19 protein-coding genes, 2 pseudogenes and 1 riboswitch are annotated in these 19682 nt (G+C 66.8%); of the genes and pseudogenes, 9 read left to right on the top strand and 12 right to left on the bottom strand.

The features are described 5' to 3' along the window. Positions 1-13: 13 nt before the first annotated feature. Positions 14-547 carry a hypoxanthine phosphoribosyltransferase gene (gene hpt / locus KDB67_RS11025; RefSeq protein WP_291015715.1) on the bottom strand — a complete coding sequence of 178 codons (534 nt, stop codon included), beginning with the start codon at positions 545-547 and terminating at the stop codon, positions 14-16. A gap of 346 nt (positions 548-893) precedes the next feature. Between hpt and KDB67_RS11020 the strand changes: the two genes are divergently transcribed. The 3 genes from KDB67_RS11020 (at position 894) to KDB67_RS11010 (ending at position 3656) form a co-directional block, all read left to right on the top strand. Beyond that, positions 894-1709, top strand: a complete 816-nt coding sequence (locus tag KDB67_RS11020) for a hypothetical protein (RefSeq protein ID WP_291015703.1) — start codon at positions 894-896, stop codon at positions 1707-1709. Positions 1710-2062: 353 nt separating this feature from the next. Next, entirely contained in the window at positions 2063-2743 is a 681-nt protein-coding gene (locus tag KDB67_RS11015) for a glycine zipper family protein (RefSeq protein ID WP_291015702.1), read from the top strand. A gap of 205 nt (positions 2744-2948) precedes the next feature. Then, the gene (locus tag KDB67_RS11010; RefSeq protein ID WP_291015700.1) at positions 2949-3656 is read left to right on the top strand and encodes a DUF456 domain-containing protein; all 708 of its coding nucleotides are present in this window, start codon (positions 2949-2951) and stop codon (positions 3654-3656) included. Between the two features lie 24 nt (positions 3657-3680). Here the strand turns inward: KDB67_RS11010 and tilS are convergent, their stop codons facing one another. The 3 genes from tilS to dacB all read right to left on the bottom strand — a co-directional run bounded on the left by tilS (position 3681) and on the right by dacB (position 7350). Then, entirely contained in the window at positions 3681-4646 is a 966-nt protein-coding gene (gene tilS / locus KDB67_RS11005; RefSeq protein WP_291015699.1) for a tRNA lysidine(34) synthetase TilS, read from the bottom strand. A 146-nt stretch (positions 4647-4792) separates the two neighbouring features. Further along, the gene (locus tag KDB67_RS11000) at positions 4793-5998 is read right to left on the bottom strand and encodes a zinc-dependent metalloprotease (RefSeq protein WP_291015698.1); all 1206 of its coding nucleotides are present in this window, start codon (positions 5996-5998) and stop codon (positions 4793-4795) included. Then, positions 5998-7350, bottom strand: coding sequence for a D-alanyl-D-alanine carboxypeptidase/D-alanyl-D-alanine-endopeptidase (dacB, locus tag KDB67_RS10995; RefSeq protein ID WP_291015714.1), 1353 nt, complete (start codon positions 7348-7350; stop codon positions 5998-6000). The genes KDB67_RS11000 and dacB overlap by 1 nt, the downstream gene beginning before the upstream one ends. A 190-nt stretch (positions 7351-7540) precedes the next feature. On the opposite strand from dacB, the gene KDB67_RS10990 reads away from it, so the two are divergent. Continuing rightward, a complete protein-coding gene (locus KDB67_RS10990) occupies positions 7541-8029 on the top strand; it encodes an inorganic diphosphatase (RefSeq protein WP_291015697.1) in 489 nt (162 codons plus the stop codon). 222 nt (positions 8030-8251) lie between these two features. Further along, on the top strand, positions 8252-9235 hold the full coding sequence (gene alc / locus KDB67_RS10985) for an allantoicase (RefSeq protein WP_291015712.1): 984 nt from the start codon (positions 8252-8254) through the stop codon (positions 9233-9235). 120 nt (positions 9236-9355) lie between these two features. Here alc and KDB67_RS10980 read toward each other — a convergent pair whose 3' ends face one another. Then, on the bottom strand, positions 9356-9793 hold the full coding sequence (locus tag KDB67_RS10980; RefSeq protein ID WP_291015695.1) for a hypothetical protein: 438 nt from the start codon (positions 9791-9793) through the stop codon (positions 9356-9358). Further along, on the bottom strand, positions 9790-11076 hold the full coding sequence (locus tag KDB67_RS10975; protein ID WP_291015693.1) for an aminotransferase class V-fold PLP-dependent enzyme: 1287 nt from the start codon (positions 11074-11076) through the stop codon (positions 9790-9792). Before KDB67_RS10975 ends, KDB67_RS10980 begins: the two co-directional genes overlap by 4 nt. Before the next feature lie 18 nt (positions 11077-11094). Continuing rightward, a riboswitch (SAM riboswitch) is annotated at positions 11095-11207 on the bottom strand. Positions 11208-11755: 548 nt separating this feature from the next. Between KDB67_RS10975 and KDB67_RS10970 the strand changes: the two are divergent. The 3 genes and pseudogenes from KDB67_RS10970 to KDB67_RS10960 form a co-directional block, all read left to right on the top strand. Further along, positions 11756-11932, top strand: a pseudogene (locus KDB67_RS10970) (NlpC/P60 family protein); the annotation flags it as partial. Between the two features lie 9 nt (positions 11933-11941). Continuing rightward, on the top strand, positions 11942-13279 hold the full coding sequence (locus tag KDB67_RS10965; protein WP_291015691.1) for an acyltransferase: 1338 nt from the start codon (positions 11942-11944) through the stop codon (positions 13277-13279). Next, on the top strand, positions 13276-14202 hold the full coding sequence (locus KDB67_RS10960) for an SGNH/GDSL hydrolase family protein (RefSeq protein ID WP_291015689.1): 927 nt from the start codon (positions 13276-13278) through the stop codon (positions 14200-14202). The genes KDB67_RS10965 and KDB67_RS10960 overlap by 4 nt, the downstream gene beginning before the upstream one ends. 100 nt (positions 14203-14302) lie before the next feature. Here KDB67_RS10960 and KDB67_RS10955 read toward each other — a convergent pair whose 3' ends face one another. From KDB67_RS10955 to KDB67_RS10945, 3 genes are read right to left on the bottom strand one after another with little or no spacing between them, the layout of a single operon-like run. Continuing rightward, on the bottom strand, positions 14303-15502 hold the full coding sequence (locus KDB67_RS10955) for an O-succinylhomoserine sulfhydrylase (RefSeq protein WP_291015688.1): 1200 nt from the start codon (positions 15500-15502) through the stop codon (positions 14303-14305). Beyond that, positions 15499-15930: a rhodanese-like domain-containing protein gene (locus KDB67_RS10950; protein WP_291015686.1), complete on the bottom strand. Its 432-nt coding sequence runs from the start codon at positions 15928-15930 to the stop codon at positions 15499-15501. Before KDB67_RS10950 ends, KDB67_RS10955 begins: the two co-directional genes overlap by 4 nt. After that, complete coding sequence (locus KDB67_RS10945) at positions 15909-16406, bottom strand: hypothetical protein (RefSeq protein WP_291015685.1); 498 nt, start codon at positions 16404-16406, stop codon at positions 15909-15911. Before KDB67_RS10945 ends, KDB67_RS10950 begins: the two co-directional genes overlap by 22 nt. Positions 16407-16559: 153 nt before the next feature. Between KDB67_RS10945 and KDB67_RS10940 the strand changes: the two genes are divergently transcribed. Next, a complete protein-coding gene (locus KDB67_RS10940; RefSeq protein WP_291015684.1) occupies positions 16560-17942 on the top strand; it encodes an FAD-dependent oxidoreductase in 1383 nt (460 codons plus the stop codon). A gap of 118 nt (positions 17943-18060) precedes the next feature. Here KDB67_RS10940 and KDB67_RS10935 read toward each other — a convergent pair whose 3' ends face one another. From KDB67_RS10935 to KDB67_RS10925, 3 genes and pseudogenes are all read right to left on the bottom strand, one after another. Beyond that, positions 18061-18663, bottom strand: a complete 603-nt coding sequence (locus KDB67_RS10935; RefSeq protein WP_291015683.1) for a hypothetical protein — start codon at positions 18661-18663, stop codon at positions 18061-18063. A gap of 198 nt (positions 18664-18861) precedes the next feature. Then, positions 18862-19341 carry a DUF456 domain-containing protein gene (locus tag KDB67_RS10930; RefSeq protein WP_291015681.1) on the bottom strand — a complete coding sequence of 160 codons (480 nt, stop codon included), beginning with the start codon at positions 19339-19341 and terminating at the stop codon, positions 18862-18864. A gap of 6 nt (positions 19342-19347) precedes the next feature. Continuing rightward, positions 19348-19682: pseudogene (locus KDB67_RS10925) on the bottom strand (hypothetical protein); the annotation flags it as partial.

The raw sequence follows: 19682 nt of genomic DNA, 5'->3' as shown, positions 1-19682 counted from the left end.
GAACGGGGATGAATCAGTGCTCGTAGACGCTGGGCTTGAGGCGACCGATGTAGGGCATGTCCCGGTAGCGTTCGGCGTAGTCGAGGCCGTAGCCCACGACGAACTCGTTGGGGATGTCGAACCCGACGTCGGCGACCTCGACCGGCGACTTGACCGCTTCGGGTTTGCGCAGCAGTGTGCATACCTCGAGCGAGCGAGGGTTGCGCGTGGACAGGTTGCGCATCAACCACGACAGGGTCAGGCCCGAGTCGATGATGTCCTCAACGATCAGCACGTCACGCCCCTCGATGTCGCGGTCGAGATCCTTGAGGATGCGCACCACACCCGACGACGAGGTGGACGAGCCGTAGCTGCTGACGGCCATGAACTCCATCTGCGACGGGATGGGCAGCGCCCGGGCGAAGTCGGTCATGAACATGATCGCGCCCTTGAGGACACCGACCAGCAGGAGGTCTTCCTCGATATCGGCATAGCGCGCGGCGACCGACTCGGCGAGCTCCTGGGTGCGTTGCCGGATCTGTTCCTCGGTGATCAGGACCGCGTCGATATCGTCCCCATAAGGGTCATCCCCATAAGGGTCCTCACGGTGAGGATCGTGGCGGCTGGGCTGCGAATCGTCGGGCTGCACCCGATCAGCTTGTCATGACGGGCGCGACGCCGGTAGTCGGACACGGGCGGTATCCGGGCGACCCTTCGCACCGGCCGCCTTCGTCGCTACATCCGGACCTGGGACATCCGTCAGCCGTATGGATGCTTTTTATAACGGAATGGTAACTAACCGACATTGCCATCGGATCCGGCTGTAACGATGTCTCGACCCGCGAACGATGTGGATTTGTGAGGCGTACGACGCTGCAGCATGATGGTGACGCAGCAACGCCGTCGGCTTCATCATGACCGCCCACATCCTCGATGACCGCGAGACAGTAGCTTCCGGCGCAGTCCACGACAGAAGGCAGTACCACATGCAGAACCTGACCGGGCGCACACCAGTGCGCCTCTTCACCGCGGCGGTCCTGGCGATCTTCGCCTTGACCACCGCATTCATGAGCAGCGGCGGCGCCGCAGCCGCGCCGTCCGCAGATCCGGTCAAGTACCTCATCGCGCCCACCGTCGACAAGCGCGTCAACCTCTCGGTGAAGAACGGCTCCATCAAGACCGACAACGGCTGGGTGTCCATCCTCGACAACAAGGGCTCAAAGGTGTGGACCATGCCGCTGAGCTACTCGCTCGAGAACCTCCAGTTCCCGATCAAGGTCGTGAAGTCGAGCAAGACCGCCGTCTCCCTCAAGCCTGTCACCTACCTCGCTCTGGCGAAGCCCGCCGATGCGAAGTCAGTGGCTGCCGCACGCACCATGGCGTTTGACTACGCCAAGAAGCAGAACCCGGAAAGTGCGGGATACCGGACCAAGAAGGAACGCGACGACGCCGCCCTCAATCGGTTCCAGAGTGAAGTCGGTGCCGGTATGACCATCACCTCGGTCATCTTCGCAGCGATCGGTGTAGTCGTCGGCGTCGCGCTGATCGGCGTGGTCGGCTGCGCCACCATCGTCGCTTGCGTCCCGGCACTCGCGGCGGGCGTGACGCTCGGCGGCATCGCCGGTACCGTCCTCGGCGGAGGCGGTTCCGTGGTCGTCGCCGGAATGCGCTACTTCCAGACCATTACCGCCCCGTTCACGCCCCCGGCCACCAAGAAGAAAAAGAACTGACTTAGTCAGCACGCGGCTTGACCCAGAGCCACGGGATCATCGCACGTGTGCCCACCGACGAAACCGTCGTCGGTGGGCATAACGTTTTCCCGCCCAAGGCAGCGCACAACACGTCCCGGCATGTCGTCCGACCGGTTGAATTCACAGCAGGATCTTAGTCTCGGGGCCGAAGAACTACCTCACGACCAGTGTGGCGTGAAACACTACTCATCGAGATTTCGAATCAAGTATCACCAATCAGCTCGTCGGGTCTACGTAACAGGTCGGCATCGACCTGCGAATCACCTGAATAGCAGTCCGCTGAGAGAAAGCAGTCAAGTATGTCCGTTAGGCCCACGCGGAGCCTCACCCGTGTGTTCATTGCCGTGCTCACCGCGATCGTCGCCGTGACCACCGCCCTGATGTCCGGCGGCGCCGCGAGCGCCGCACCCGCCAACAACGCGGTGAAGTACAAGATCTCGCAGATCGACAGCAAGGTCCTGCTGTCGGTCACCGATGGCACGATCACCCAAGACGGCAACCTCGTCAGCATCCGCAACAAGGCCGGTAAGGCTGTATGGGCGATGCCGTTGACCTATTCGCTCGAGAACAAGCAGTTCCCCATCGAACTGGTCAAGTACAGCTCCAACCGCGTCGCGCTCGTGCCGATCAAGGATCTCTCGCGTGCCACACCGGCCGATGCCAAGCAGGTCGCCTACTCCCGCAAGGTCACCCAGGACTACGCGTCCAACGGCTACCGCAGTCGCCAGGAACGCGACGACGCCGCGCTGCGCCGCTTCAACTCCGAGGCCTCGGCAGGCATCACCATCACGTCCATCATCTTCGCCGTGATCGGCGTCATCATCGGTGTCGCACTGATCGGCACCATCGGATGTGCAATCATCGTCGCCTGTGTTCCGGCGCTCTCGGCCGGCGTGACCCTCGGCGGTATCGCCGGCACCATCATCGGTGGCGGCGGCTCGGTGATTGTCGCGGGCATCCGGTACTTCCAGACCGTTACCGCGCCGTTCAACCCGCCCCGCCCGAGGAACTGATCGTGCGAGTGCCCTGAGCGGGCACTACCCGATATCGATGTCGGCAACCGTGGTCCTCTGCCGAGGGCTGTGGTTGCCGACATCGTTGCCAAATCGCGAGCACGAACTCGCAAGGCGCACACCGTGCGACAGCGCGACCGAACGACAGCGCGACAGCAGTATCCACCACCAGGCAGCAGCCGCTACCAGAAAGCAGCACCACCTGATGCAGAACTCCACCGGACGCACCCTGGTACGTGCCACCACTGCGGTCGTCCTGGCTCTCATGGCCATGACGACCGCCCTCGTGAGCAGCGGCGGTGCCGCGGCGGCACCAGCACCTGAGCCGGTCGCCTTCAAGCTCCGCAGCACCGGCACGGGCATCACGATGCACGTCGCCAACGGCTCCATCACCAGCGCGGACGGCTGGGTCGCCATCAACGACACCACCGGCCGCAAGGTGTGGACCATGCCGCTGAGCTACTCGCTCAACAAGTTGCAGTTCCCCATCACCATCCGGCACAACGGCAAGTACGACGCGGTCCTCACCCCGTCGCGGAACAAAGCCCTCGCCATACCCGTCAGCACCAGAACCTACGAGGCATCCAGGCTGTTCGCCGAGCAGGACTACGCGAAGAAGAAAAAGGCCTGCGCAAAGCCCAAGACCGACAAAGACGGCTACCGGTCCCGCCAAGCCCGTGACACCGCCGCACGGAACGACGTCGCCAAAGAGTTCGGCACCGCCCGCATCGGCACCTTTGTCGGAATGGCGATCGGATTCATCGTCACGTTGCCGCTCGGCGGCATCGAGGGAGCAGTTGTCGGTGCGGTCATCGGCACGCTCGTGGCCGGCGGTCCGACGTTGATATCAGCCGTCAACCGCTACTTCACCACCCTGACCACCCCGTTCAGGGCCACGGTCTGCCCGAAGTAGGTCGATGGCCGGCTGCCCCGCAGATCAGCGCGGGGTGCGGTGCACGGTGAGCAGACCGCAGGTGCGGACGACGTCGAGGCGGTGATCGGGTGATCCGCCGACCGCGACGCCGCCCTGACCGTGCCAGTCGGCCACCAGCGCGTCGACGGCCACGATCACCGGGTGCGTAGGTTCGGTGGCGCCGCCTTCGAGCAGCCACCGCCGGATGATGCGGCGGCGGATCGCCGGTGGGTGAGTGGCCAGAACGAGGGCGACGAGGGGCGGAGTGGGGCTGGGTTGGGAGCCTTGAGTCGCCGGACCCCTCGTGACCCTCGCTCCTTCGTCGCTTCGGCCTCGGGGATCAAGAAGGGGGTCGGGTTCGCGGACCAGACCGGCGTAGATGTCGGCGGCGAGGGTGTCGAGGGCGTCGTTGTCGTCCCGCAGCGACAAGGCGGTGCGAGCCAGCGCGGCGGGCACTCCCCCGTGCAGGATGTCATCGAGCAGCGGCAACGCCTCATTGCGTAGCCGCACGCGGGTGAAGCGTGGGTCGGCGTTGTGGGGGTCGTCGAATGTGGGCAGGCCCAGTTCGGCGCACGCGCCGCGGGTGTCGGCGCGGCGGATGCCGAGCAGCGGGCGGCCCCACGGACTATTCCACTCACGCATCCCCGCCAGCGACCGGGCGCCCGAACCGCGGGCCAGGCCCAGGAGTACCGTTTCGGCCTGGTCGTCGAGCGTGTGGCCGAGCAGCACCGGGCGGCCGGTGCGGGCACGGTCGAGGGCGGCGTAGCGGGCGGTTCGGGCCGCGGCCTCCATTCCGCCCGGACCGTCGACCGTGACCGTGACCACCTCGGCCGTCGCACCGAGGGCAATCGCCTGATCGGTGGCCCTGCGGGCGATGTCTGCCGAGCCAGACTGTAGGCCGTGGTCGACGACTATCGCGTGGACCGTCAGGCCGGCCCGGATGGCACCGGTGAGCAGGGCCAGGGAGTCGGGGCCGCCCGAGAGTGCCACGCAGACAGCATCGGGTGAGGGGCCATCGTCGACTTGCGGGGTTTCGAGGCTCGTCGCTTGCGCTCCTCGCACCTCTACCGACGAAGGGGGACGGTCGGTCGGCGACCCGTCGAGGTATGTGCGGGCGAAGGCGGCGACGGCCGCGGTTACAGCACCCGTTCGATCCACTTTTTCGGCTCGTCGATCTCGGCGGGCAACGGCATCGTCTCCGGTGAGGTCCAGATCGCGTTGAAACGCTCCATCCCGACCGTGCCCACCACCTCGTCGACGAACGCCTTACCGCGCACGTACTGGGCCATCTTGGCATCCATGCCGATGAGGGCGCGGAAGATGCGTTGCAGCGGGCTCTGCCGGGCGGTGCGTTTGGTGTCGAACGCCTCGCGGATAGCCGCGACCGTCGGCACGTGGGCCGGGCCGACCGCATCCATCACATGGTCGGCATGGCCCTCCAGCAGTGTGCCCAGCATCATCATGCGGCTGAACGCCTCGTACTGCTCGGGCGACTGCAGCAGCTGCATCGCGCCGATGATGCCCTTTTCACGGGGCTTGTCGCTGCGCACGGCCTCGGTGATACGGGTGACGACCTCCGACACCGACTCCCCCGCATCCGCCGTGAGACGTTCGATGTTGTCGGTCATGTACTGCCGCAGCCACGGATTGGCCGAGAACTGCACTCGGTGCGTCACCTCGTGCAGGCACACCCACAGCCGGAAATCGGACGGCACCACCTGGAGGGTGCGTTCGACCGAGATGATGTTGGGGGCCACGACCATCAGGACGCCCGGCTCGCCGGTGTCCGGGTCGGGGGTGAACGGATCGTACTGGCCGAGGATCGCCGACGACAGGAAGGCCAGGAGGGTGCCCGCCTGGGCGCCGCCGACGGTGGCGGGGACCTTTTCGATCGTCGACAGGGATGAGCGCCAGAGTTTGCCGGGGATGGCGGTGAGGGAGTCGGAGGTGGGGGCGTCAGGTGTGTCGGGTCGCCGGACCCAACGCGTCCCTCGCTCCTTCGTCGCTTCGGCCTCAGGGATCAAGGGGTCCGGGTGTGACTCGGTATCTTCGGCGCCTTTGACGCCGAGCATGGATTGCATGGAACGGGCGGCGGCATCGACCCACTCGTGGCGGTCGAGGACGCGAGTGGTGGGGACGCGCAGGCCGTCCGCCAGGCCGGTCACCTCGCGGACCGGGGCCTCGGCGCGGGTCGCGGCGTCGAGAAGTTCGGCGTAGGCGGCCTCGCGCGTGTACGCGGTGATCTTGGGGCCCGGTCGAGACAACCGCTTACCGATACTCGCGGCCACCGACCAGTCGATCCGCTCCCCGATCGACTCCACATCACCGTTCTCAGTCTGCATCAGCGACATCCGCACTCTCTCAGGTCTCCGACCACCGCGTCGAGCGCCGGTCTCGCGTCCGCCGGGGAGGTCCCGCCGGAGATCAGCGCATACGACAACACGCGGCCGTCGACGGTCTGCACTATCCCCGTCAACGAACTGACGCCCGTCAGCGTTCCGGTCTTGGCGCGCGCCCAGCCGGCACCCGGATTGGTCGACGGATCGAACCGGGTGGCCAGCGTGCCTGTACCGGCCGCGATCGGCAGTCCGTCGAGCAGCGGCCGTATCGCGGTGCGGGTCTGCGCGCTCACGCCCGAATCTCCACCCGAACCCGACTCGGGAGCGCTGGCCGCCGACATCACCGTGTCCAGGATCGTCGCCGATACCCGGTTGTCGTACGAGAGTCCCGACGAATCGTCCATCGTGACGCCGGCGACGTCGAAACCGGCGTCGGCCAGTGTCGCCTTCACCGCGGCGGCCCCCGCAGACAGGGTAGCCGGACCACCACGGGCCACCGACAACTCGATGGCCAGGGTTTCGGCGAGCACGTTGTCGCTGAACCGCAGCATGTCCTCGACCCGCGTCTGCAGCGGCGCCGACCGCACCGACGCCACGACCTTCGCGTCGGCGCCCGCGGTGGTCCCGGCGTCATCGAAGTCGACGTCCAGCGCCTCGGCGAGCACCTTGCCGGCCACCTTCGCCGGTTGGGCGGTACGGGGAGAGAACTCGTCGAGCGGATCCGTCGTGCGGCCGCCGTCGACGATCAGCGACTCGATGGGGGTGATGTCACCGCCGGCGATGTCGGCGCGTTCCCAGTTGCTGTTCATCGACGATCCGCTGAACGACGACACGTCGACGGCCACCGACGAGACGGCTGTACCGGACTTCTTGATCTGCGCGGCCAGGTCGGCGATGCGGCCCGGGTCGGTGTAGAACGTGGCCGACCCCTTCGGCTGCGCGGACAGCGTCGGATCGCCCGCGCCCTTGAGGATCAGCTGCCCGCCGGGACCGGACAGCACCTGTGTCGTCAGGCGTTTGTCGTGCGGGAGCCCGATCAGCGCCGCCGCACCGGTCAGCACCTTGGCGTTGGATGCCGGGACGCGCGGTTTGTCGGGACTCTTGGACCACAGCACCTCACCGGTACGCGGATCGGAGATCTGACCGGTGAACTCGCCGAGCTCCGGGGCCTTGATCGAGGCCGCGATGGCAGTGCGCACGCCCGCCGACGACGGTGTGGGCGCGTCCGGCGAGACCGGCCTGATCTGCGGGTCGACGACGATCGCCGCGGGCCTGGGCGGGATTCCCGCGGGCAGCTCGTTGTCGCGAAACTGGCTGTAAGCGACGATCGCACCCACCGCCAGAATCGCGACCATCACCACCGACAGCAGCGTCCAGATCAGAATTCGTCGAGTCCTCCTGGGACGCGAGCCGACATTGCCGCGCACAAAACCTCCGGGTCCGACATCAGGGATACAGGTCTAACAGTATCGTTCTAGGCGGTTCGTGCGGGCGACCGAAGGCCCGCACGGTGTCTCTACCGCAGGATCTACCGCAGGAGGAAACGTGGAATTCGATGTGGTCATCGAGATCCCCAAAGGCAGCCGCAACAAGTACGAGGTCGATCACGAGACGGGCAAGGTCTTCCTCGACCGCTACCTGTACACCGCGTTCGGCTACCCCGCCGACTACGGCTACGCCGACAACACCCTCGGTGAGGACGGCGACCCGCTCGACGTGCTGGTCCTGCTCCCCGAGTCGGTGTACCCGGGTGTCGTCGTCAAGGCCCGGGTCGTGGCGATGTACACGATGTCCGACGAGGCCGGCGGCGACGACAAGCTGCTCGCCGTGCCGGCCGGTGACGTGCGCTGGGATCACATCCAGGACGTCGGCGACGTCAGTGAGTTCGAGCTGAACGCGATCTCGCACTTCTTCGAGCACTACAAGGACCTCGAGCCGGGTAAGGAAGTCAACCCCGGTGGCTGGGTCGGTCGCGAAGAGGCCGAGAAGGTGGCGGTCGAGGCCGTCGAGCGTCTCAAGAGCGAAGAGCACTGAGTCCGTTCATCGAAGGTCCGGGAGGTGGCGCCTCAGGTGCTCGTCTCACCGGACCCTTCGTGACCTTCGCGACTTCGTCGCTTCGGCCTCAGGGATCAAGAAGGCGGCTCACTTCGTGAGCCCGGCGACGGCGGGGGATCGGCATTAGGATCGGGCGTTGTGACGCCTTCCCCACCCGCCCCCCTACCCGCGCCCACGGCCTCCCGCCCGCACTTCACCTCGATGCCGGATCTGGCGCTGCGAAATCTCGGCGGGGCGGTGGTCTGGACCAACGACGATCTGTTCGCCGAGGTCCAGAACCTGCTCAACACCCCGCCCGCCGAGTACCGGCCGGCCACATTCGGGCATAAGGGTCAGGTGTACGACGGCTGGGAGACGCGACGTCGGCGTGAGCCCGGCGTCGACCAGGCGATCGTGCGGCTCGGGGCGCCCGGCGTGGTGTACGGCGTGGTCGTCGACACCTCATGGTTCAAGGGCAACTATCCGCCGTTCGTCTCCGTCGAGGCGATTGCGGTCGAGGGAATCGTGTCGGGTGAGGAACTCGCCGCCGCGGACAACTGGATGACCATCGTCGACAAGCGGCCCGTCGACGGCGACACCCGCAACCCGTTCCGCGTCGACGCCAAGGAACGCTTCACCCACGTGCGGCTCACCATGCATCCTGACGGCGGTGTGGCCCGGTTCCGGGTGCACGGCCGCGGCGTGCCCGACCCGAAGTTCTTCCGCTACGGCCACTTCGACCTGGCCGCGCTGGAGAACGGCGGACTGGTGACCGCCTGCTCCAACATGTTCTACAGCTCCCCCAACAACCTGCTGATGCCCGGCCGCGCCCGCACCATGGGCGAAGGGTGGGAGACCTCCCGACGCCGCGACGCCGGCAACGACTGGGTGCAGGTGCGGCTGGCCGGCCGCAGCCGCGTCAGCCTGGTCGAACTCGACACCAGCTATTTCCTCGGCAATTCGCCCGGATCTGCGACCGTACGCGGCCGCGACGGGGAGACCGGCGAATGGTTCGAGGTGCTGCCCCGCACTCAGCTGCTGCCCGACACCCGGCACCGGTTCGTCATCGACCTCGACCGCCCGATGACCGAAGCCCGCCTCGACATCTTCCCCGACGGCGGCATGGCCCGCTTCCGCCTCTACGGCACCCTCACCGACGACGCCGAGGCCACCCTCATCGAACAGTGGGAACGCGGCGAAGCCTGACCGGGAACGGTGGGCGGGCCATCTGCCGGCTGGTGCGAGTTCGCCCAGCGTCCGAGCCTCGACCAGCAATGGGGGCACCTCAAGCAGCGAAGGTCGATTTCGATATCACCAGAAAGCTTCTCAGGCGACGAAGGCGGGGATGACCTCTTCGCGGATGCGGGCCTCGGTGGCCGAACCGTCGAGCGGGGTGATGATCACCGCGTCGGCGACCTCGGCCGCGTAGATGTCGCGGATGAGGCCGATGAGTCCGTGCGGGGTTCCGATGTAGCGCACCGTTTCCGAGCCCGTCGAGTCCGTCGGGACAGCACCGACCGAGGCGCGTGCCGATGCCGGATGTGCGGCGATCGCCACCTCCACCTCAAGGGCCACAATGAAATTCGCCGGATCCCGCTGCCCCGATCGCAGGACGTTGCGGGCCCGCTGGGCGTCGCGCAGGGTGGGGCGGCGCACCACGATCGGCAGGTCGACGTCGGTGTCGCCCCGCAGCGCGACCACCAGTTGCGGCCGGCCGACACTAATGGTGGTGCGTCCGGCTGCTTCGGCGATATCGACACTCATCCCAGGCTCTCTTTCACTCGTGCGGTGTCGCGACGGGACACCAACTCCGACAATGCATTCAACAGACGATCGATGTCGTCGGCAGCGGTACCGAGACCGAAGCTGGCGCGCACGGCACCGTCCGGGTAGCCCAGACGGGTCAGCAACGGATGCGCACAGAACCGTCCGTCACGCACCCCGATGCCGTGGTGGTCGCTGAGGTAGCAGGCCACCGTGCGCGCGGATAGTCCGTCGACGGCGAAGCCCGCGATTCCGACACGACCGGTCGAGTCGGAGAAGATCCGCAGCGGGCGCACTCCGTCGATGGCCGCCAGCCCCGCGTCGAGACGCTCACGCAGAGTATGTTCGTGGTAGCCGATGGCCTCGAAACCGATGACGGACAAAGATTCACACGCGTCGGCGATGGATACCGCACCGAGGACGTTGGGCGATCCGGCCTCGTGCCTGGCCGGTCCGGTATGCCACTGCACCGTTCCGCCGGACGCCACCTCCGCGCTCGCGCCGCCACCGGCCAGGTACGGCGAAGCCCCGTCCAGCCAGTCACCGCGGCCCACCAGAACCCCCGCCCCGAACGGCGCGTACAGCTTGTGGCCGGAGAACACCAGATAGTCGATGCCGTGGCTGACCACCGAAATCGGTTGATGCGCGACGAGTTGCGCTGCGTCGACCAGTATCCGGGCGCCGTGACGGTGGGCGATCGAGGCGAGCCGCGAAATCGGCAGCACCTCCCCGGTCACGTTCGATGCCGCCGTGATCGCCAGCAGCGCAGCAGGATTCGATGCCAGCTCGGCATCGAGTGCGGCGAGGGTGTCCTCGACGGTGGAGCACGCAGTGACCAGCCGGGTTCCCGAAAGACACTGCCACGGAAGAAGGTTGGCGTGATGCTCGATGTCGAGAACCACCACGTCACCGCGCTTGCCGAGGCAGTGCGCGAGCAGATTGATCGAGTCGGTGGTGTTGCGGGTGAACACCACATGGTCGTCGGCGCGGGCGCGCACGAACCGACGGATGCGTTCGCGGGCCTGCTCGTAGCGGTGGGTGGTGATCTGCGACAGCGCACCTGCTCCGCGGTGCACGCTCGCGTACTGCGGCAGGGCGTCGAGCAGCCTGTCGGCGACCGATCGTAGGGCCGGTGCGCTGGCGGCGTAGTCGAAGTTGGCATACCGCACCGACGATCCATCGAGCAGCGGCACCCGTTCGTCAGCACCGACGACGTCGGCGAGAGCCGGGATGTACCCCGGGACGAACGGTGAGGCGACAGGACTGGACAGGACAGCAGTCATGACAAAAGCTCCTTGGGAGATCCACGCTTGCCGTGTCCGGTTGAACACGGCCGGGTCGTCACCCGGAGCACCCCACCGTGGTGGAGGGTTGCCGACCAGCGAGCCGGGGCTTGTCGCTGGTACTCGTGACCCACGACCAAGGGTGTCCCACCACCGCGAACCGCGTCAATCGGGTTCGGGAGTTCGGCTCACCGTGGCCGAAAACGGGTCCGGTTCGGGACCCACCTGCTACGGCTCTGGGCATGTCACCCGAAGGGTGACTGCCGAAACGCGCCCTGATCACTTAATATGCCGGGTATGTTCACCACACGGTGAACCGGTGTGGGGGCCGGCCCCGCACTCGCCTGTCCGGCGCACTGCCGTACCCGAAGGAACCCTGGTGACCACACCATCTCTGACCACAGCACGTCTGACCAAACCCGGCCGCACCGCCCGTATCGCGGCCATCGCCTTGCTGGTGCCGCTGGCCGTCGGGCTCGCCGCCTGCGGCTCCGACACAGACTCCGACACACCGTCGTCATCGAGCGTGTCGTCCTCCCCGAGCAGTTCGCCGAGCAAGTCGTCGAGCAAGGCTCCCGCGCCGTCGAGCACGACGCCTGAGGTCACCGAGCCCGTGCAAGAGCAAACTCAGGCCCCGGTCCAAGAGCAGGCACCCGTCGAACAGGCCCCGGTGGAAACCCAGGCCCCGGTCCAGCAAGCACCCGTCGAACAGGCCCCGGTGGAAACCCAGGCCCCGGTCCAGCAAGCACCCGTCCAGCAGGCCCCGGTGGAAACCCAGGCCCCGGTCCAGCAAGCACCGGCCCAGCAGGCGCCACCGCAACTGCCGCAGGGTGGTGGCGGCCGGCCCGGCTACTGAGTTCCGGCGGTGACGGATACAACCGACCGCAACACCCCGGCCACCGACACCACGGCCACCGACACTACGGCCGGCAGAACACCGGCGACCAGCGCGCCTGACGCTGGCATGCCCGCCGTACGCGGCGCGCGGCTGCCGTCGCTGACCGGGATGCGCTGGTGGGCGGCGCTGGCTGTATTCGTGCTGCACACCGTGGTGTTTCTGCCGGTGTATCCGTTCTACGGAAGCGACACCTACTGGACGATCGCCAAGGCCGTCCCGATGCAGGTGGGTGCGGCGGGCGTCACGTTCTTCTTCGTACTCAGCGGTTTCATCATGCTGTGGACGCGCCGCCCCGGCGACACCCCGCGCGCCTTCATCTGGCGCCGCGTGAAGAAGATCTATCCGACGCATCTGGTGGCCGTGGCCACGCTGGTGCTGGTGCTGCCGGTTCCGCTCGGCAAACTGGTCACCTGGTTGCCCACGACGGCACTGGTGCAGACGTGGTGGCCCAACTGGACGTCGCTGGGCGGCCTGAACATCCCGGCATGGTCGTTGTGTTCGGAGATGCTCTTCTATCTCACCTTCCCGTTCCTGGTTCCACTGATCGAGAGGATCGCCGATCGGTTGCTGCCGATGGCCATCGGCGTGATGTTCGCCCTGATCGTGGCGCTGCACACGTGCTACTACCTGTTCGCCGACGGCTACAAGGGCACCGGCAACATGTTCGGCGCCCGGATGGCCGTCGCCGCCGACGGCACGCTGCCCACCACCACCCGCGAGTACGGGTACAATGCCGATCCCGCGTTCTTCGCGCACGACTTCCTCGGCTACGCCGACCACGGCTACTGGCTGAGCTACTACTTCCCACTCTCGCGCCTGCCCGAATTCTTCCTCGGGGTTCTGGTGGCGCGACTGGTGATCAGCGGGCGCTGGCGTAACACCCGGCTGTGGTGGCCGCTGGCGGCGTTGGCGGTGTCGTTCGCGGCGACGTGGTGGGTGCCGTCGAACTTCTCGATGAGCGTGCTGATCCTGCTGCCGACCGCCGCCGTCATCGCCACCGCATGTGTGCGCGACGCCACCGGCCACCGGGGACTCAACGCAACCGGCCCGATGGTATGGCTGGGCGACATCTCGTACGCCTTCTACCTGATGCAATACCCGGTGATGGTGATCGTCGTGAAATACTTGCTCGCTGGGCACGCCGTCGGGTTCACGGGCTGGCTGTGTGCGGTGGCACTGTGTTTCGTACTCTCACTCGTGGCTGCCGGTCTCGTGTACGAGTTCGTCGACAAACCCATCACCCGGCGCCCCCGAGCCAAACGACGCCGTAAGGCCGCCGCCCCCGTACCAGAAAGCGCCAGATGACCAACGCTCTCACCCGGTTCCTCGCACCGACGCTGGCCGCAGCGCTGACCGTCGTCGGTGTGTCGCTCTCGCCCGGTGCCGCGTCCGCGGGCGGTAATCCGAACCAGAACACCACCACGCCGTCCACCACCGCGCCGGTGCCCGCACCGAAGAACAAGCTGTCGAAGCCCGGCCAGATCGTGGTGCTCGGCGACTCCTTCGCCGCCAACAGCCCCGACATGGGCGCGGCCTGCACGCAGAACCCCGACGCCTGGCCCGAGCAACTCGGCAAACTCACCAAGCGCAGACTCATCGAGAAAGCATGCAGCGGGGCGTCGTTCGGATCGGCCAACTACCAGATCGGCGACGAGGCCCGGCTGGCCGACAAAGAGGGTGGTTTCACCACCGACACCGCCCTGTTCCTGATGCAGTTCGGGATGAACGACCAGTGGAACGGTGAGGACACCGCCCTGCGGATCATCATCAAATGTCTGGCCGGCGGCAGCTGCCAGGAAGACCACACCGCCGTCACCTCGATCACGCCGCAGGCCATCGTCGACCGGACCAAACAGGTCATCGACTACGTGCGGTACTACTCACCCAATGCCCGCATCGCGTTCGTCGGCTATCCCGAACTGCTGCATCCCGGAACCAAGGCCGCCTGCATCGACGTGGCCGGACGTGAGGTGACGATCCACAACTCCAAGGCGATCATCGCGCTGATCAACAAGCTCGACGCCGCCACCCGCGAGGCCGCGACCATGCTGAACGTGGATTTCGTCGATGCCCGCAAGGCCACCGCGGGACGGGGCCTGTGCACGCCCAAACCGCTGGTCCACGGGGTACTCGACTCGAAGACCGACGTATACGGTATTCCCGCCCACCCCACCGTCGAGGGTGATGCGGTGATGGCCAGGACCATCCGGGATCAGTTCGGGCTCTAGACCTGTCATAAACCCCACCGCTGGGCCCCGGCACGACAATAATTGCGATGCCGGGGGCCATCGGTGGGGTTTTTGACAGGGTTCTATGACAGCGGGCGCGTCAGCCCAGGGCTTTGTCGAGGTCCGAGAGCAGGTCGGCGGTACCTTCGAGGCCCACCGACAGGCGCACCACCGAATCGGTGAGGCCGATGGCCGCGCGACCGTCGGGTCCCATCGCCCGGTGGGTGGTGGTGGCCGGATGAGTGATCAGGGATTTGGAGTCGCCGAGGTTGTTGGAGATGTCGACGATGGACAATCCGTTGAGCACCTCGAACGCGCGCTCCTTGCCCGATACCCCAGCGCGGTCGTTGAGTTCGAAGGTGATCACCGAGCCGCCGCCCGACATCTGCCGCCGGGCCAGGTCGTACTGCGGATGTGATTGCAGAAACGGGTATTTCACCCAGCGCACCCGCTCGTCGGTCTCCAGGAACTCCGCGATGCGCAGAGCGGAGGCCACCGAGGCGTCCAGTCGCAGCTTCATCGTCTCCAGGCCCTTGAGCAGCAGCCACGCGTTGAACGCGCTCATCGCGGGGCCGGTGTGCCGCATCAGTTGCTGCACCGGGCCGTCGATGAACTCCTTGTCGCCGAGGACCGCGCCGCCGAGCACGCGGCCCTGACCGTCGATGTGTTTGGTGGCCGAATAAACGATGACATCGGCACCCAGATCCGCGCCGCGCTGCAGCAGCGGGGTGGCGAAGACGTTGTCGAGCACCACCTTCGCGCCGGCCGCATGCGCGAGTTCGGTGACGGCGGCGACGTCGACGAGGGTCTGCATCGGGTTGGACGGGGTCTCGAAGAACACCGCGGTGGTGGGCACCGACAGCGCCTGCTCCCACTGCTGCAGGTCCTCACCGTCGACGAAGACGGTCTCCACCCCCCAGCGCGGCAGGATCTCGTTGCACACCACGAAGCACGAACCGAACAGGCTGCGCGCGGCCACCAGCCGGTCGCCGGCCTTGAGCAGCGCGCCGAGCGCCACGAACACCGCGGCCATCCCGCTCGCGGTGGCGAAAGCCGCCGGCATGTCGTCGAGCAGGCGCAGCCGCTCCTGGAACATGTTGACCGTCGGATTGCCGTACCGCGAGTAGACGTAGCGTTCGTCCTCGCCGGTGAAGGCGCGTTCGGCGGCCTCGGCCGAGTCATAGACGTAACCGCTGGTCAGGTACAGCGCCTCGGACGTCTCGAAGAATCCGGACCGGTCCAGACCGCCGCGCACACCGATGGTGTCGAGCGAAACCCCTTCGGGGAGAATATGACTCACGACTGCCTCCAGGGCAGGTTCGAGGCGCGCCAGCCCTCCGAGCCTCGATGATCGTCGTCATCGAGAGCCCCTTCAAAACCGTCGAGCACGTTGTAGGCCTTGGCGACTCCGGCCGCCGTCGCCGCCTCGGCGGCACCGATCGAGCGATGCCCGGACCGGCAGATGAAGATCACCTCGTCGCTGTCGCGCACACCCGCGTCGCGAAGCTGCGCCACGAACGCCTGGTTGGGCGCACCGTCGGGAAAACCGACCCATTCGATGAACACGGTCCGCTTACCGAGGATCTCGAGGTCGGGTACGCCGACGAAGTTCCATTCCGCGCGAGTGCGACAGTCCACCAGAACGGCATCGGGGTTGGCTTCGAGCGCATCCCATGCTTCCTGGGGGGTCAGATCTCCCGCGTACGTCACTGCGTGCACACCTTCCATTTGCCGTCCTCGCGCACCACGGTGGTGCCGACGACGTTCTTCTTGTCGGCCGATTTCTCGAAATGCCAATGTACTCGGGCGGTTGCCCGGTCGCCGTCGACGGTGAGGTCGGTGATCTCCGGGATCATGATCTGGCCGTTGTCGGCCATCGACTTGCGGTTGTCGGTGACGAACGTGTCCTCGGCCGGGAAGCCCTCCGCATTCCGGACGGCCGCACAGTTCACCGCGGCGAACTTGCCGAAGTCGGCCTCGTTGCGGGCCGTGTAGTAGTCGTTGATCGCGTGCTGGACCAGCGCGTCATCGCTCATCCGGCTCTCGGCGGGACGCACCGCGTTGGAGATCAGCACCCCGATCACCACCACGAGGACCACCACGCCCGCGATGATGAACGGCAGTGCCGCCCTCCAGGACGGTGCGTCGTCCTCCGGGACCTGCGGAGACGGGGTGGGGGGTGTGGCCGTGGGGGGTTTCGCCATGGACCGGATTCTATCGGCCGCGTATCCGGTGTCCGACCGGCAGGATCGGCAGCGCGAGTGAGGTAACCCTCACAAGTATTTGGGCGTCGGCGCCCGAGCGCCTACCGTAGAAGGGATACGCACTCCCACCGACACCGAGGAAAACCTCTCACGATGAGCGAAGACACCCGTCCGTTGCGGGTTGCCATCGTCGGCGCGGGTCCCGCCGGGATCTACGCCGCCGATGCCCTGATGAAGCATGACGACCTCTCCGAACGCGGGGTCAGCATCGACCTGTACGAGCGGATGCCCGCCCCGTTCGGCCTGATCCGGTACGGTGTGGCACCCGACCACCCGCGGATCAAGGGCATCATCAACGCCCTGCACAAGGTACTCGACAAGCCGCAGGTGCGCCTGCTGGGCAATGTCGACTACGGCACCGACATCAACCGCGACGATCTGGCGCGTCACTACGACGCCGCGATCTTCTCCACGGGCGCCGTCGACGACCGCGACCTGGAGATCCCCGGCATCGAGCTCGACGGCAGCTACGGCGCCGGCGAGTTCGTGGCCTGGTACGACGGGCACCCCGACTTCTCTCGCACCTGGCCGCTGGAGGCCGAGAAGGTCGCCGTGATCGGTGTCGGCAACGTGGCCCTCGACGTGGCGCGCGTGCTGGCCAAGACCGGCGACGAACTGCTGCCGACGGAGATCCCTGCCAACGTGTACGAGGGTCTCAAGGCCAACAAGGCGATCGAGGTGCATGTGTTCGGCCGCCGCGGCCCCGCGCAGGCCAAGTTCACCCCGCTCGAGCTCAAAGAACTCGACCACTCCCCCAACATCGAGGTCGTGGTCAGCCCCGAGGACATCGAGTACGACGAGGGTTCGGCCGTCGCACGGCGCAGCTCGAAGATCACCGACCAGGTCGCCACGATCATCGAGAACTACGCCATCCGCGAACCCAAGCAGGGTGCCATCCACAAGCTGTTCCTGCACTTCTTCGAGAATCCGGTGGAGGTGCTCGGCGAGGACAGCAAGGTCGTCGGTCTGCGCACCGAACGCACCGAGCTCGACGGCACCGGCAACGTCAAGCCCACCGGGCGGACCACCGACTGGGAGGTCGGCGCGATCTACCGGGCCGTGGGCTACCTGTCCGACAGCCTGCCGGAGATCCCGTTCGACTCGCAGGCGGGCGTGATCCCCAACGAGGCGGGCCGCGTGTTCGACGAGGGTGCCCACCTGACCGGGCTCTACACCACCGGCTGGATCAAGCGCGGCCCCGTCGGCCTCATCGGCCACACCAAGGGCGATGCCAACGAGACCGTACAGTGCATCGTCGACGACACCGCCGCAGGCAGCCTGAACACGCCGGCCGATCCGTCGGAGGAGTCGGTGATCGCGCTGCTGGAGAGCCGCAAGATCCCGTTCACCACGTGGGCCGGCTGGTACCGCCTCGATGAGCACGAGCGCGCGCTCGGTGCCGCCGAGGGCCGCGAACGCATCAAGGTCGTCGAGCGTGAGGAGATGCTCGCCGCGTCGGAGCCGGACAAGGTCTGACGGCAACAAGCCATGGCCACAGAATTGAGGGCGACCGGATCACCGGTCGCCCTCAATTCTCTCCCTCTACGCCGTTCGGGACGGCCGACGAACTGAAACCGCTACCAACCCCGAGCCGCTATGAACCGAAGCCAGCCGAACCGAAGTCCGAGGAACCGAGCGACGACGAACCCGTGGACGGGCGCAGCGGTGACTGCACAGCAGCGCCGCCCTTCTCGATCTGCTGTTCGATGTTGCCCGCGCGCACACCCCACGGGGTCGACGGTGCGTTCCTGGCCATCGTCACCTCGTTACGCCAGGCTCCGACATTGTTGTCGATGTTCTCGATGACCGGGCTGATGGTGTAGCCGGAGATGGAACTGGGTACGCAACCGGCCCAGCGGGTCTCGATCGGGTACTGCCAGCGCTTGGCGGCCTTGTTATAGATCATCACGGTCTTGCCCGGCTTGACCTCGTTGATGTGGACGGTGCGGCCGTTGAACTCCGACAGCGTGACGTTGCGGATGGTGGTGCCGCCGACGTTCTTCACCGTCATCGAGCGCTTCATGTACCAGAGCTGGTTCCACGGCTGACCCCACTGACCGAAGACGCACTTCACCGAGCCCCTGATCTGGAGATCGCCCGGCCAGGCGGCCTGCGCGGGTGCGGTGCCCGCGATCGTGCCCGCGGCCAGGCCTGCGACGGCGAGACCGGCCGCAGCGGCCTTCTTCAGCGCTTTCATCCGTGTGTTCCTCCATTCGCGGTGCCCGGCACCGTGCCGGTCCGCTTCGTCAAGACAGGTCTGCGCGACCCCCGTGCACACAATGTCGCCGACCAGGCTGCAATCGTTACTTCCGTCACGAGAATTAGGGAAAGAAGACCCTGGTCACAATCTTCGGATTGCGAACGAATAGTGCCGACGACACGCTTTTCGGATGCGTCAGAGCGCGATAACACCGCCGAGCCAGACACCGGCGGCGAGAAGGGCGGCGAACAGTTCGATGCCCATGGTGATGAGCGCGGCCTTCGCCGCGGCTATCGCCCCGGCCCAGGCGATCGACGCATCCCGGGTGCGCACGAACTCCGCGACGTACGCACCGACCATGAACCCGATGAACAGGCCGATCACCGGGACCACGAAGAAACCGACGATCCCGACGATGCCGCCGACGAGAATGGTGATGTTCGGCACACCGCTCGATTTGAGATGTTTACCGGCGACCAGGTACTTGACCACGTCGCCGATCACGATGAGGGCGGCGGCGATACCGAACACCAGCCACGCCCCGCCGCCGACGATCGCGGCCCACACGAGAATGGACGATCCGACGATCAACCCGCCGGGCAGCACGGGAATGACGATCCCGAGCAGTCCTACGCTGATCACCAGGCCGACGATCAGCTCGCCCCAGATCGGCACCCCGCGTCAGTCGGCGACCGGTGCACGCACCTGCGTGCGTTCGTCGGCGCCGTCGAGCTCCGACGCCGGCAGCTTGTCGGTGGACCCGGACCGGGCGGGCGCGGGCCTGCCCGATTCGGGCGCCGCGGGCGTACCGGGTTTACGGGACACGCCGGGAGGCTGGGCACCCGGCGGCGGGCCGGGCCTGCGCAGCGGTCCACCACCGGCCGCCGGGCCCCGGCTGCCCGGTGCGGGTGGACGGGGGGCCAGGCCCGGACGTGCCGGTCCTTGACGGGGACCGCCCTGCACCGGAGCTGCTTGGGGCGGGCGTCCACCGGGACCTGGCTGGACCGGACCCCCGG

This window comes from Gordonia sp. (in: high G+C Gram-positive bacteria), from assembly GCF_020438995.1.
Taxonomy (GTDB): domain Bacteria; phylum Actinomycetota; class Actinomycetes; order Mycobacteriales; family Mycobacteriaceae; genus Gordonia.
This window is presented reverse-complemented; position numbering and strand designations above follow the sequence as displayed.

Excerpts from the sequence above, each read along its gene's own strand:
- KDB67_RS11020 (WP_291015703.1), top strand. The coding sequence starts at position 894 with ATGACCGCCCACATCCTCGATGACCGCGAGACAGTAGCTTCCGGCGCA.
- KDB67_RS11010 (WP_291015700.1), top strand. The coding sequence starts at position 2,949 with ATGCAGAACTCCACCGGACGCACCCTGGTACGTGCCACCACTGCGGTC.
- KDB67_RS11000 (WP_291015698.1), bottom strand. The coding sequence starts at position 5,998 with ATGCAGACTGAGAACGGTGATGTGGAGTCGATCGGGGAGCGGATCGAC.
- dacB (WP_291015714.1), bottom strand. The coding sequence starts at position 7,350 with ATGGTCGCGATTCTGGCGGTGGGTGCGATCGTCGCTTACAGCCAGTTT.
- alc (WP_291015712.1), top strand. The coding sequence starts at position 8,252 with ATGCCGGATCTGGCGCTGCGAAATCTCGGCGGGGCGGTGGTCTGGACC.
- KDB67_RS10980 (WP_291015695.1), bottom strand. The coding sequence starts at position 9,793 with ATGAGTGTCGATATCGCCGAAGCAGCCGGACGCACCACCATTAGTGTC.
- KDB67_RS10975 (WP_291015693.1), bottom strand. The coding sequence starts at position 11,076 with ATGACTGCTGTCCTGTCCAGTCCTGTCGCCTCACCGTTCGTCCCGGGG.
- KDB67_RS10960 (WP_291015689.1), top strand. The coding sequence starts at position 13,276 with ATGACCAACGCTCTCACCCGGTTCCTCGCACCGACGCTGGCCGCAGCG.
- KDB67_RS10950 (WP_291015686.1), bottom strand. The coding sequence starts at position 15,930 with ATGGAAGGTGTGCACGCAGTGACGTACGCGGGAGATCTGACCCCCCAG.
- KDB67_RS10945 (WP_291015685.1), bottom strand. The coding sequence starts at position 16,406 with ATGGCGAAACCCCCCACGGCCACACCCCCCACCCCGTCTCCGCAGGTC.
- KDB67_RS10940 (WP_291015684.1), top strand. The coding sequence starts at position 16,560 with ATGAGCGAAGACACCCGTCCGTTGCGGGTTGCCATCGTCGGCGCGGGT.
- KDB67_RS10935 (WP_291015683.1), bottom strand. The coding sequence starts at position 18,663 with ATGAAAGCGCTGAAGAAGGCCGCTGCGGCCGGTCTCGCCGTCGCAGGC.